This is a genomic window from Actinosynnema sp. NPDC049800, from assembly GCF_040656635.1.
Taxonomy (GTDB): domain Bacteria; phylum Actinomycetota; class Actinomycetes; order Mycobacteriales; family Pseudonocardiaceae; genus Actinosynnema.
The window spans coordinates 17983-31951 of sequence record NZ_JBFAMT010000078.1 but is presented as its reverse complement, the minus strand read 5'-3'; the positions used below and the strand labels follow the sequence as shown (position 1 = coordinate 31951).

The window sequence follows — 13969 nt, the reverse complement described above, 5'->3', positions numbered from 1 at the left end:
ACGCTCGGCTGGGACACCCCAGCCGAGCGTTTGGCTAAGCTCCTGACCTAAGCCAGTTGATCAGTTGTGTTGCGACGACCCCTGGAATCCGCCCTCCCCGCCGGGGGCCGTTCCCGCGTCCGCCGGCGGTCACGTCCGCGTCACCGCCGGAAGAAGCGCTACGCGAAGCGCCGCCCCGGGGGACGGGGCGGCGCTCCGGCTGGAGCGGACTACGGGTTGACGGTGATGGTGAACGTCGACGTCCGGTTGCGGATGTTCTCGTTGTTGTTGCTGAACCGCAGGTTGTTGAAGGTCACCGAGCCGACCGCCGGGCCCTGGCCCGCCTCCGGCAGCTCGTTGGCCCACAGGCCCATGCCGGACTTGTGCTCGAACTGGTCGCCGCTCAACCGGGCCCCGGAGATCGAGATGTTCGTCAGGACGGTGTCCTGGATCGGGTTCTCCGGTGTCGTCCCGTTGTACTTGGTCTGGAACATGATCCCGGCGTACGTCGGGTCGATGATGTCGACGTCGTCGACCCGGATGCCCCGGAACGGCTTCGACGCCGAGAACATCCAGATCCCCGGGAACGTCTGCCCGTTCCAGAAGTGCCCGCCGGTGCGCACCAGCGTGATCCCGCTGAACGTCGTAGGCTCCGGGCCGAAGCCGTTCATCGGGTAGCCGAAGTCCAGCGAGCTGATCGTGACGCCCGAGTAGGTCAACGTGTCGGCGATGTAGATGTTGCGGAACGTGTTCAGGAAGCCGCCGTACACCGCCAACCCGGCCGCGCGCCAGGTCGTCAACGACGACAGGTTCTCGTACACGTTGTTCTTCTCGTCCGCCCCGCCGGCGTCGATCGCGGAGAACAGCGCGAAGCTGTCGTCGCCGGTCGAGCGCGCCTCGATGTTGGCCACCCGGTTGTCCGTGCTGCCGTTGGTCATGTTGATGCCGTCGGCGAACATGTTGCGGATCCGGGAGTCCTTGATGGTCATGAAGTCGGTGTTCGCGCCCCAGTAGAGGCACACCATGTGCTCGGCCCAGATGTTCTCGATGGTGATGTTCGCGACGTTGGAGAAGTCGAACACCTTGCCGGGGCCGTCGATGCGCGAGGTGTAGTTGCCGAAGAACGCGAACCCGCTGAACGTCGAGCCGTTCACCGACTGCTCGGCCCGGAAGCCCGCGTCGGTGTTCTCCTGCGTGGTCGGCACGACGAACTTCGTGAACCACGGCCCCGCGCCGATCACCCGCACCGGCTTGCCGTACACCTGGAACTTCTGCGCCGTGGTGTACGTGCCGGCCGGCAGGTACACGCCGAGCAGGGTGCCGCTGGTGTCCATGCGGAACCGGTCCAGCGCGTTCTGCACGTCCTGGTGGCCGAACCCGGTCGGCGTGAGGTACCGGGCCGGGTCGGGGTTGGCCCGCGCCACCGCGTGCTCGAAGTCGACGAAGTCGATGGCGTAGTTGGTGGTGTTCGCCGCGTCCTTCTGCAGCTTGATCTTCGTGCCCGCCGGGAACGTGCCGTTGAGCATCACGTTCGCCTCGTCGTAGATGTGCCGCGGCCCACCAGCGCCCGGCGAGTTGCCCGGTGACGCCTCGTTGCCGTAGAGCCAGATGTGCCGCGAGTGCAGGTCGATCGCCTTGTGGAACGCCCCGTTGACGTAGACGTTCAGCGTGGCGCCGATGCCGCCGCCGCCCGCGGCGTCCGGGATGGAGAAGCGGGTGACGAGGGTGTTGGTCGACCCGCTGGTGGTGAACTCGACCGACGAGCCGGTGCTGTTGAGCGTCACCGCGCGCCGGCCGGACGCCTCGCCGGCGAGGTCGCCGATGGTGCGGTTGGGGCCGATCTTCTGCGCGCCGCCCGCGGTGACGGCGTCCTCGGCCTCGACGTGCTCCCACGGCACGTTCGCGCCGCGGCCGACGAACAGCGACTGGGTGGTGCGGTTGTTCGCCTGCCGCGCGGCGATCTCGTTGGCGTCCACCGCGACTTCGGTGCGCAGCGTGTACTTGCCGTTGACGGCGGCCCAGGAGCCCAACGTGATCGGCGCGGCCGACTGGCCCGGCTGGATCGCGCCGGTGTGGCTGCCGGTGAACGTGCGCACGGTCGCGCCCGTGGTGGCGTTGAGGAGCGTGAGCGTGACGCCGTGCGCGCCGCTCGCGGTGGCGATCGAGCCCTCGTTGCGCAGCACGACGGTGAAGGTGGTGTTCTGGCCGTTGGCCGGGTTGTTCGGCGAGAAGCTCAGCGCGCCGACCAGGTCCGAGCTGGGCACGGGCGTGACGACCAGGGCGCTCGGGTGCAGCAGGGCGTTGTTGGCCTCGTTCTGCTCGACGACCTTCTTCGTCTCGTCGACCTTCGCGGTGTAGGAGTAGGACCCGGAGCCGCGCGGGCCGATGTTCGCGGTGACGGTCGCCGACGCGCCCGCCGCGAGGGCGCCGACCTGGGCCGTGCCGACGGCGTCGGTGCCGAGGAAGAACGTCACGTCGGTCGCGCCGGACGCCGCCGTGCCCGCGTTGCGCACGGTCGCCGACAGCGTGATCGGGTTCGTCTCGACCGGGCTCGTCGGGGTGAACGACGTCGCGCTCACCGTCAGGTCCGGGTTGGGCGCGGCCACGCCGAACACCTGGAACTCGGCGACCTGGCCGCCGGGCGCGCCGGTGTTGGACGTGACGCGCAGCTGCACGTCCGCGACCCGTGCGGACAGCGGGATGGTGACCGTGTTGCCGGAGGCCGGGTTGAACACGTAGTCGCGCGCGGACACCAGGTTCGTGAAGCCCGAGGCGCTCTGCTCACGGCCCAGCACCTGGACGTTCTGCGTGCGGGTGCCCCAGGCCGAGGCGGGGTTGAGCTTCAGCACGACCGAGCTGAGGTCGGAGTTCGAGCCGAGCTGGGTGGTCAGCGTGGTCGGGTAGGTCGCGCCTTCCCAGTAGGTGTTCACGTCGTCGTCGTTGGCGTTCGCGGCCACGAAGTCGAACACGTGCGAGGAAGCCGTGATCGGCCTGCCCTTGGCCAGGTTCGCGCCGGAGCCGGGGGAGCCGGGCCGGGTGACGGAGCCGCTCGGCGGCGACTGGTTGCCCGCCGCGTCCTTGGCGATCACGTGGTAGGTGACCGCGACGCCGTCCGGCTGGGAGTCGGTGTAGGTCAGCACCGTGCCCGCCAGGCTCGTGCGCAGCGCGCCGTTGGCGTAGACGTCGTAGCCGGTGACGCCGGTGTTGTCGGTGGAGGCCGACCAGGTCAGCCTGATCTGCCCGGACTGCGGCGAGGTGTAGGCGAGGTTCGTCGGCGCGGACGGCGCCTGCGTGTCGCCGGTGGTCGGGCCGTGCAGCTCGAACTCCGAGACCTGACCGGCGGGCCACGCGGTATTGCCGGTGATCAGCAGCCGCACGAACCGCGTGGTGGTCGCGGTGAACTGGATCGTCACCGTGTTGTTCGAGGTGGGGTTGAACGCGTGCTGCGCCGACGGGACGAGGTCGCCGAAGTTCTGGCCGTCGGTGCTGTGCTGCACGGCCAGCGTCTGGGTGCGCGCGCCCCACCCCGCCGTCGGCAGCTTGAGCACGACCCGGTCGACCTTGACCGCCGCGCCGAGGTCGGCCCGCAGCCACTGCGGGAACGCGTTGTTGGCGCTCTCCCAGTAGGTGGCCTGGTTGCCGTCACCGGCGTTGGACGCCTGGTAGACGTCGTTGTGGCTGCTCGCGCTGTACGTGGCGGCGAGCTTGGCGGTGACGTCGGCGGCCTGGCGGACATCGATGTCGCGGACCTGCGCGCCGTCCACGCGCACGTAGCGCACCAGCGTGGGGTCGAACTCGAACGCCTGCTCCTCGCCCCGGCGCGGCGCGGACGGCACGAGGGTGGCGAACCCCTTGCCGTCGAGGCTGGTCTGGACGGAGAACGTGGTGTCGTCGTCCGGCAAGGACAGTCGGACCTGGTCGATGCGGGTCGGTCTGCCGAGGTCGAGCACCCCGGCCGACGGTTCGGCCTGAGCGGCAGGGGTGCTCAGGGCGAACGCGGTGAGGCTCAGTGCGAGCAGTGAGGCGGCAAGGCGCGAACGGGCGCGTGTCGTCGTTGACATGGTCGTGCTGGCCCTTCTCTTAGGGCAGTTCCGGGCGCTTGTCAGAAAGTTCCGCATACTTGTCGATTTCTTGCGTAACCGGATCGCAGCGTTGCAGAGCCCCGGCGGGAAAGTCAACGGTCAGACGCCCGAGTAGGCCATCCGTACGAACCCGGTTGGCACGCCGATGGCGGCCCTTGGCGCGGGTCGGGGGTGTTCGGTCACCACCGGCTGGGTGTCGGGGGTGTGCTCCCGTGGCGCCACGGCGTTCATCCACGGCGTTCACGCACGCCGCCACCCCGTTCCGGGCCGTTGCGGGGATCTAGACTGGTGATCATCTGGGGAGGTGGCGGTGAGCGACCCGAAAGCGGCGTTCGCGCAGGCGCTGGCGCGGTTGCGGGGACGGTTGCCCGACCTGTCCGACGAGGCGGTGGCCCGGCGCGCCAGCGCGGTCGTGCTGCCATCCGGGCGACGGGTGGCGGTGAACGCCCGGCGGTTGGGCGAGTGGGTCGGCGGCCAGTCCGTGCCCCGCGACTTCGACGGCGTGCTGGCGGTCGCCCTCGCGACCGGCGGCGTGCCGAAGCTCAACGACCTGCGCGAGCTGTGGCGCGCCGCCCACCAGGACCGCCGGGCCACGCCCAAGTCCGGGCGCGTGGTGGTGGGACGGCCGCCGAGCGACGCGGCGGCGTTGCGCGACCGCGCCGAGCTGGCCGACGCGATCGACGCCGCGTTACGGGAGGGGGACGTCCGCCAGGTCCTCCTCACCGGTCCCGGTGGCGTGGGCAAGTCGCAACTGGCCACCGCCGCGTTCCACCGCGCCCGCGCCGACGTGCTGGTCTGGGTCGGCGCCCGGACCAGGCAGTCGGTGCTCGCCGGCTACGCGCGCGCCTGGCGTGCGCTCAAGTCCGCCGCGGGCGCCGACGACGAGGCGCAAGCCGACCTCTTCCTCGCCTGGCTGCGGTCCACCACCACGTCGTGGCTGGTGGTGCTCGACGACGTGGACGACCCGGCGGAGCTGGCCGGCCTGTGGCCCGCCGGCGACGCGGGCCGGAGCCTGGTCACCACGCAGCGCCGCGACGCGTCCCTCCTGCGACCGGACGCGCGGGTGATCGCCGTCGGCATGTTCGACCCGGACGAGGCCACCGCCTACCTCTCCGCCCGCCTCGCCGTCGACCCGAGGCACGACCGGGAGCACCTGGCCGCCCTCGCCGACGCCCTCGGCCGCTTCCCGCTCGCCCTCTCGCAGGCCGCCGCGTTCCTCATCGACAGCGGCACCGACGTGCCCGCCTACCTGGCCCTGCTGGCCGACCGGCGGCAGCGCGTCGCCGACCTGTTCCCGCTGACCTCACCCGCCGACGAGCACCACGACACCGTCGCGGGCACCGTGCGGCTGGCGGTGGAACGGGCGCAGTCCCTGGCCGCCGCCGCGGTGGACCTGCTCGGCCTGATCTCGGTCCTCGCGCCGGACGGCATCCCCGAGGCCGTGCTGCTCGACGGCGGCCGCAACCTGGCCGCGCTGCGCGCGCTGCACCGGCTCAACCTCGTCACCCACCACGGCCGGGTCGAGGCGCACGCGCTCGTCCAGCGCGCCGCGCGCGACCTGGTGCCGGACCTGGCGCCGGTCGCCGTGACCGCGGCCGACGCGATCGAGCGCGAGTGGTCCACCGCCGACGCCGACACCGCCGCGGCGCTGTACCGCAACGCCGAGGTGCTGCGGTCGGTCGCGGGGGAGCACCTGTGGGACGGCGGCATGCACCCCGTCCTGCGCCGGCTCGGCCGCCACCTCGCCGAGATCGGCAGGCTCGCCGCGGCGCGCGACGTCGCGACGGAGCTCCTGGCCCGCGCGACCGACCCGCGCGACGTGGTCGTCCTGCGCACCCAGGTGGCCAAGGCGATCGGCGACCTCGGCGACGCGACGACCGCCCTGGCCCACTTCGGCGAGATCCGCGCCACCGCCGAACGGGAGCTCGGCCCCACCGCCGAGGACACCCTGTGGGCCCGCTTCCACCAGGCCTCGTACCGCCTGGAGACGGGCCTGATCGAGACCGCGCTGGCCGAGCTGACGTCCCTGGTCGAGTCCTGCGACCTGCCCGCCGCCCACCCGCTCGTGGTGGCCGCCGAGGACGACCGGGCGCTGTGCCTGGGGCTTTCGGGCGACCTCGCCGGAGCCCGTGACGCGGCGAGCCACCTCGTCGCGGTGCTGCGCGAGGAACTGGGCCCGAGGCACCAGCGGACGTTGCGCGCGATGCTCGGCCTGGGCAGGTGGATCGGCGAGACCGGCGACGCCCGGCTCGCCGTGGCCACGTACCAGCAAGCCGTGGACGGCTTGGCGGAGGTGGCCGGACCCGCGCACCACGACACGTTCATCGCCCGGCACAACCTCGCCTACTGGCGTGCCGAGGCGGGCGACCTGACCCGGGCGATCACCGAGTTCCACACCGCTGCCGCCGACGCCGAGCGGGCCCTGGGCGAAGGCCACCCGACCACCCTCACCTACCGGTCCAACCTGGTGTTCTGGCAGGGCGTGGCGGGCGACCCGGGCGCCCTGGACGACCTGACCGCCCTGCGCCACGCGGTGGAGCGGGTCTTCGGCCCCGACCACCCCCGCACGCTGCGGATCCGGCAACAACGCGCCCACCTCCTGCACCGCGCCGGACGACGCGACGAGGCGGTCGACGAGCTGCGCGCCGTGCTGGCGGAGATGACCGGCGTGCAGGGCGAGAACCACCCGCGCACGTGGCACGCCGCCTACCACGGGGCGTGCGCCCAGCCCACCCCCCCGCCCCCCGCGACGCCCCGCCCCGCGCTGTCCCGGCCCCCGGGCCCTGCGCGCCGAACGTGCGGCGGACCTAGGTCCGCCGCACGATGATCCGCTGCAGGGCGATGAACGCCAGCAGCAGCGCACCGATCACGATCTTCGTCCACCACGACGACAGCGTGCCCTCGAACGAGATCAGCGTCTGGATCGTGCCCAGCACCAGCACGCCGACCACCGACCCGATCACGAACCCGACGCCGCCGGACAGCAGGCTGCCGCCGACCACGACCGCCGCGATCGCGTCCAGCTCCATGCCCACCGCGTGCAGGCTGTAGCCGGAGAGCATGTAGAGGCTGAACAGCAACCCGCCCAACGCCGAGCAGAACCCGCTGATCACGTACACGCCGATCTTCACCCGCGTGGTCGCCAGGCCCATCAGCCGCGCGGACGACTCGCTGCCGCCCACCGCGTACACCGTGCGCCCGAACCGCGTCAGGTGCAGCACGTACACCGCCGCCAGCACCGCCACCAGCGCGATCACCACCCCGTAGGTGATGGTCACCCCGCCCGGCAGCTCGATCGACCCCGTGGCCAGGTCGCGGAACGTCGGATCCTTGATCGACACCGACTCCACGCTGATCACGAAGCACAGCCCGCGGGCCAGGAACATGCCCGCCAGCGTCACGATGAACGGCTGCACGCCGAACCGGTGGATCACCCAGCCCATCGCCAGCCCCAGCCCGGAACCGGCCGCGAGCACCGTGAGCACCACCAGCCACACCGGCCACCCGGCCTGCAACGCCGCCGCCGCGATCATCGTGGACAACGCCACCACCGACCCGACCGACAGGTCGATGCCGCCGGTCAGGATCACGAACGTCATCCCGACCGCGAGCACGATCAGGAACGCGTTGTCGATGAACAGGTTCGCCATCACCTGCCCGGACGCGAACCCCTCGTACCGCACCGAGCCGACGCCGAACGTCGCCACGAACACCACGAACGTCGCGATCACCGGCAGGAACCGCTTCGGCACGTTCACGCGCCCACGGGACCGACCGGGCGCGCCCGGCGCGGCGACCTCCGGCTCCACGACCACTGTCTGCTGCTTCACGCGGGCACCCCTTGCTTCCCACGAACCCCACGAACCCGAATCCGGACCGGCGCCTGCACCAGGCACACCGCGATCACCACGACCGCCTTGAAGACCAGCGTGATCTCCGGCGCGATGCCGATGGTGTAGACCGTCGTGGTCAACGTCTGGATGATCAACGCGCCGAGCAGCGTGCCGGTCAACGAGTACCGACCGCCGGCCAGCGACGTGCCGCCGATGACGACGGCCAGGATCGCGTCCATCTCGATCCACAAGCCGGCGTTGTTGGCGTCCGCCGCGCTCACGTTCGAGCTGATCATCAACCCGGCCACGGCCGCGCACAGCGCCGCGAACACGTACACCGTCCAGATGATCGTGCGCGCGCGCACGCCGGCCAGCCGCGACGCCGACGGGTTCACCCCGACCGACTCGATCAGCAGCCCCAGCGCCGTGCGCCGGGTCACCAGCGCGACCAGGCCCAGCACCGCCAGGCTGATCAGGATCGCGATCGGCAGCACCACGAACCCCGCGCCCACCTCGCGGAAGGTCGGCGAGTCGACGGTGACGATCTGGCCCTCGGTGATCAGCATCGCGATGCCGCGACCGGCCGTCATCAGCACCAGCGTGGCGATGATCGGCTGGATGCCCAGCACCGACACCAGGAACCCGTTCCACAGCCCCAGCACGCCGCACAGCACCAGCGCCAGCCCCATGCCGGTCCACGCGTCACCGCCCGAGGCGATGTACGTGCACGTCACCGCGCCCGCGATCGCCGCCACCGCGCCCACCGACAGGTCGATGCCGCGGGTCGCGATCACCAGCGTCATGCCCAACGCGATCAGCAGCGTCGGCGCGCCGTTGCGCAGGATGTCGATCAGGCTGCCGTACAGGTGCCCGTCCTGCAGCCGCAGGGAGAAGAACGACGGCGTCACCACCACGTTCAGCACCAGCAGCGCGACCAGTGCCAGCACCGGCCAGAGCAGTCGGTTCTTCACGACGCCACCGCCTTCCGCACATCCGCGTCCACGCCGTGGTCGCCGCCGCCCGCGATGAGCTCCATCACGTCGTCCACGCCCACCTCGCCGTCCAACTCGGCCACCTTGTGCCGGTCGCGCATCACCACCACGCGGTCGGACACGCGCACCACCTCCTCCAACTCGGCGGAGATGAACAGCACGGCCATGCCCTCCGCGGCCAGGTCCGCGACGACCTTCTGGATCTGCGCCTTCGCGCCGACGTCGATGCCGCGCGTCGGCTCGTCCAGGATCAGCAGCTTCGGCTCGGTCACCAGCCACCGGGCCAGCAGCACCTTCTGCTGGTTGCCGCCCGACAGGTTGCCGACCGCGCGGTCGGGGTCGGCGGGCCGGATGTCGAGCAGCTCGATGTACTTGGCGACCAGCTCGTCGGCCAGCTTGCGCGGCACCGGCCGGGCCCAGCCGCGCGCGGCCTGCATCGCCAGGATCAGGTTGTCGCGCACGCTCAGGTCGGCCACGATGCCCTCGGCCTTGCGGTCCTCCGAGGAGAACGCGATGCCGGCCTCGATCGCGGCCCTCGGCCCGGTCAGCTTCAGCGGCTTGCCGTTCACCAGGACCCGGCCCGAGTCGGCCTTGTCCGCGCCGAACAGCAGCCGCGCCACCTCCGTGCGGCCCGAGCCGAGCAGCCCGGCCAGCCCGACCACCTCGCCCGACCTGACCTCCAGGTCGAACGGCGCGACGGAACCCTTGCGCCCGACGCCCTCGGCCACCAGGAACGCCTGGCCCGGCGTGCCCGAGCGGCGCTCGATCTCCTCAAGCACGCCCATCTCGCGGCCGAGCATCGCCGACACCAGGTCGATGCGGCTCAGCGAGGCGGTCATGTGCTCGCCGACCAGGCGGCCGTTGCGCAGCACCGTCATCCGGTCGGAGATCTCGTAGACCTGCTCCAGGAAGTGCGTCACGAACAGCACCGCGACACCCTCGTCGCGCAGCACCCGGATGATCCGGAACAGCTCCGCGACCTCGTCCGCGTCCAGGCTCGACGTCGGCTCGTCCAGCACCAGCACCCGCGCGTCCACCGCCACGGCCCGCGCGATCGCGACGAGCTGCTGCACGGCGATCGGGTGGCTCTCCAGCGCCGAGCCCGGGTCGATGTGCAGCCCGATGCGCGCCAGCAGCTCGGCGGCGCGGGCGCGCATCGCCTTGCCGTCGATGCGGCCGAACTTGCGCGGTTCGCGCCCGAGCAGGATGTTCTCCGCCACGGTGAGGTTCCCGCACAGGTTGACCTCTTGGTACACCGTGCTGATCCCGGCGGCCTGCGCCTGCGCGGGAGCGTGGAACGACACCGGCTCGCCCGCGTAGCGGACCTCGCCCGCCGCGAGCGCGTGCACGCCCGTCAACGCCTTGATCAGCGTCGACTTGCCCGCTCCGTTCTCACCCATCAGCGCGTGGACCTCGCCGGGGAACAGCCGGAAATCCACCTCTTGCAGGGCTTTCACTCCGGGGAACTCCACCGAGATGCCCCGCATGTCGACGACCGGCTCGGTCACCGGACAACTCCCCTCACGCGGACCCTCACCACAAGAACCTCACGACAAGACCCTCACACGAAAACGACGGGAGCGGCCCCCGCCACCACACCCGGAGGGTGGCGGGGGCCGCGGCTTCGGATCAGTACTTGCGGTTGGGCAGCTCGGTCTTCGCCTGCTCGACGGTGAACGTGCCCTCCTCGGTGACGACCCGCGGCGGCACCTCCTCGCCCGCGACGACCTTCTTCGCCAGCTCCATCAGCTGCTTGCCGAGCAGCGGGTTGCACTCGACGATGAAGTTGATCTCACCAGCGGCCAGCGCGGTCATGCCGTCCTTCACCGCGTCCACGGTGATGATCTTGATGTCCTTGCCCGGCACCTTGCCCGCGGCCTTGATCGCCTCGATGGCGCCCAGGCCCATGTCGTCGTTGTGCGCGTAGACCACGTCGATCTGCGGCACCGACTTCAGGAACGCCTCCATGACCTGCTTGCCGCCCGACCGCGTGAAGTCACCGGTCTGCGTGGCCACGACCTTCAGGTCCGTGCCCGCGATGGCGTCCTCGAAGCCCTTCTTGCGGTCGATCGCCGGCGCCGCGCCCGTCGTGCCCTGCAGCTCCACGACGTTCTTCGCGCCCGCGGCGTTGGCCTTCAGCCACTCGCCGGCCTTCTTGCCCTCTTCCACGAAGTCGGAGCCGAGGAACGTCTTGTACAGCGACGTGTCGTCGGAGTCGACCGCGCGGTCGGTCAGGATGACCGGGATGTTGGCGCGCTTGGCCTCCAGCAGCACCGCGTCCCAGCCGGTCTCCACCACCGGGCTGAAGGCGATGACGTCCACCTTCTGCTGGATGTAGGACCGGATGGCCTTGATCTGGTTCTCCTGCTTCTGCTGCGCGTCGGAGAACTTCAGCTCGATCCCGGCGGCCGCGGCCTCTTCCTGGATCGACTTGGTGTTGGCGGTGCGCCAGCCGCTCTCGGCGCCGACCTGGGCGAAGCCCATCGTGATCTTGCCGTCGTCGTTGGCCTTGCCGGTCGACCCCGCGTCCCCGGACCCGCCGGACCCGCACGCGGTCAACGCGGCCAACAGGACCGCGGCGGCGGCGGTCGTGATCTTCTTCAACACTGGTCTTCCTCCGTGTGAACCCGAGACACTGACGGGATCGGCGAACCGCGTGACGGTGGTCACCTGGGGCACAAGAGTGAACGCTCACAATCGGCCCGTCAACCCCCCGGAAACGTCAACTTCGCATCCTTGACACGTTTGTTAGGCCGGTCGTATGTTAGCGCTCACTTTTGTGACCCAACACACCGCGACACCCGGATGCCCTGTTCATCCGCGGCCTCGTGCCGCGCGCAAGACGAGAGCGACTCCCCAAATGGTCACCCTTCGTCATCGTCCACGCACTCTCGTCGCGGCCCTGGTCGCGACGGTGGCCGCGGCGGCGTTGAGCGCTCCGCCGGCATCCGCCGCCGACGGCCTCGTCCTCCACTACCCCCTCACCGAAACCGACGGCGCCGTCGTGGCCGACACCTCGGGTGGAGGTCGCAACGCAACCGTTATCGGCGACGCCACCCCCGGCGGTCCTGAAGGCCTTCAGTTGGGCGGCGTCAACGGCCACGTGAAGCTGCCCGACAACGTGCTGCGCGGTCTGACCGAGGTCAGCGTCTCGCTCCAGGTGCGGATCGCGCCGGACCAGGCCACCCCTTACTTCATCTACGGCCTGGGTAACTCCTCGGGCACGGCGGGTAACGGCTACCTGTTCACCACCGGCAACGCCTACCGGACGTCCATCGCCACGGGCAACTGGTCGACGGAGCAGACCGCGACGGCGGGCCGCAACCTCGCCAGGGGTGTCTGGAAAACGCTTACCTACACGCTCGCCGGCGGCACCGCCGTGCTGTACGAGGACGGCGTCGAGGTCGCGCGCAAGACCGGCGTCACGATCACCCCGGCGATGATCGGCGGCGGCACGACCACCGCGAACTACCTCGGCCGCTCGGTCTACAGCGGCGACCGCCACCTGAAGGGCGCGGTCCGCGACTTCCGCCTCTACGACCGCGCGCTCACCGCGGCCGAGGCGCACGACCTGGGCTTCGTGCCGGACGACGAGCGCGGGAGGCGCGACCTGGCCGCCATCGACCTCGGCGACACCACCGCCGTCACCGCGGACCTGACCCTGCCGACCACCGGCCCGTACGGCTCGACGGTCACCTGGCGGTCCAGCGACCCCGCGGTCGTCTCCACGACCGGTGTCGTGACCCGTCCCGCACCCGGTGGCGAGCCCGCGACCGTGACGCTCACCGCGACCGCGTTCGGGCAGACCCGCGACTTCCAGGTCACCGTGCGCCCGCAGCTGACCGACGACGAGAAGGTCGCCGAGGCCGACGCCGCGCTCGTCGTGTGGGACGAGGACGACATCCGGGGCAACATCACCCTGCCGACGACCGGCCTGCACGGCACCTCGATCACGTGGAAGAGCAACAAGCCCGGGATCATCACGACCACCGGCGAGGTCACCCGGCCCGCGTTCGGCGAGAAGCCGGTGAAGGTGCAGCTCACCGCGGAGATCCGCGCGGGCGAGGAGACCACCCGCAAGAAGTTCAAGGTCACCGTGACGCCGCTGCCCGAGCGGCAGGACTACGAGGGCTACCTGTTCGGCTACTTCACCGGCGAGGGCTCGGCCACCGGCGAGCAGGTCTACCTCGCCGCGAGCCGCGGCAACGACGCGCTCGAGTGGGACGAGCTGAACCAGGGCAAGCCCGTGCTGACCTCCTCGCTGGGCGACAAGGGCGTGCGCGACCCGTTCATCATCCGCTCGCCCGAGGGCGACAAGTTCTACCTCATCGCCACCGACCTGAAGATCCACGGCAACGGCAACTGGGACCTGGTGCAGCGCAAGGGCAGCCGCCACATCGAGGTCTGGGAGTCGACCGACCTGGTCAACTGGGGTCAGCAGCGCCACGTGCGGGTCTCGCCCGAGACGGCGGGCAACACGTGGGCGCCCGAGGCGTACTACGACGAGTCGATCGGCGCGTACGTGGTGTTCTGGGCCTCGAAGCTCTACGCCGAGAACGACCCCGAGCACACCGGCAACACCTACAACAAGATGCTGTACGCGACCACGCGCGACTTCCGCACGTTCAGCGAGCCGCAGGTCTGGGTCGACCCGGGCTACTCGGTCATCGACTCGACCGTGATCAAGCACGGCGACGAGTACTACCGGTTCACCAAGGACGAGCGGAACAACACGTCGACCACGCCGTGCAGCAAGTTCATCCTCGCCGAGAAGTCCGCGCAGCTGCGGGACACGTCGTACGACTTCGTCGCCGACTGCATCGGCAAGGGCTCGATCAACCAGGGCGAGGGGCCGACGGTCTTCAAGTCCAACACCGAGGACCGCTGGTACCTGTTCATCGACGAGTTCGGCGGCCGCGGCTACGTGCCGTTCGAGACCACGGACCTCGCGTCGGGCAAGTGGACCCTCGCCACGGACTACCAGCTGCCCAGCCGTCCCCGCCACGGCACCGTGCTGCCCGTGACCAAGGCCGAGCTCGACCGCGTCCGCGCCGCCTTCCCCTGACCCCGCACAGGAGCACTG

Annotated in this window: 7 protein-coding genes; 2 read left to right on the top strand and 5 right to left on the bottom strand. The window is 70.7% G+C overall.

Features of this window, described 5'->3' with window-relative positions; all coding sequences use genetic code 11:
- Window positions 1–209: 209 nt before the first annotated feature.
- Window positions 210–4040: a discoidin domain-containing protein gene (locus AB0I91_RS41490; protein ID WP_499641780.1), complete on the bottom strand. Its 3831-nt coding sequence runs from the start codon at window positions 4038–4040 to the stop codon at window positions 210–212.
- A gap of 331 nt (window positions 4041–4371) precedes the next feature.
- Between AB0I91_RS41490 and AB0I91_RS41485 the strand changes: the two genes are divergently transcribed.
- Entirely contained in the window at window positions 4372–6888 is a 2517-nt protein-coding gene (locus AB0I91_RS41485) for a tetratricopeptide repeat protein (RefSeq protein ID WP_499641778.1), read from the top strand.
- On the opposite strand, the gene yjfF is transcribed toward AB0I91_RS41485, so the two are convergent.
- The 4 genes from yjfF to AB0I91_RS41465 all read right to left on the bottom strand — a co-directional run bounded on the left by yjfF (window position 6869) and on the right by AB0I91_RS41465 (window position 11493).
- On the bottom strand, window positions 6869–7819 hold the full coding sequence (gene yjfF, locus AB0I91_RS41480) for a galactofuranose ABC transporter, permease protein YjfF (RefSeq protein ID WP_498786008.1): 951 nt from the start codon (window positions 7817–7819) through the stop codon (window positions 6869–6871). The two genes, AB0I91_RS41485 and yjfF, sit on opposite strands and share 20 nt — an antisense overlap.
- A gap of 68 nt (window positions 7820–7887) precedes the next feature.
- On the bottom strand, window positions 7888–8865 hold the full coding sequence (locus AB0I91_RS41475; protein ID WP_230572986.1) for an ABC transporter permease: 978 nt from the start codon (window positions 8863–8865) through the stop codon (window positions 7888–7890).
- On the bottom strand, window positions 8862–10373 hold the full coding sequence (locus tag AB0I91_RS41470) for a sugar ABC transporter ATP-binding protein (protein WP_498786010.1): 1512 nt from the start codon (window positions 10371–10373) through the stop codon (window positions 8862–8864). Before AB0I91_RS41470 ends, AB0I91_RS41475 begins: the two co-directional genes overlap by 4 nt.
- A 142-nt stretch (window positions 10374–10515) precedes the next feature.
- Complete coding sequence (locus AB0I91_RS41465; RefSeq protein WP_498785982.1) at window positions 10516–11493, bottom strand: ABC transporter substrate-binding protein; 978 nt, start codon at window positions 11491–11493, stop codon at window positions 10516–10518.
- Between the two features lie 475 nt (window positions 11494–11968).
- Here AB0I91_RS41465 and AB0I91_RS41460 point away from each other — a divergent pair, with 475 nt between their 5' ends.
- Entirely contained in the window at window positions 11969–13951 is a 1983-nt protein-coding gene (locus AB0I91_RS41460) for an immunoglobulin-like domain-containing protein (RefSeq protein ID WP_498785984.1), read from the top strand.
- The last annotated feature ends 18 nt before the right edge of the window (window positions 13952–13969 follow it).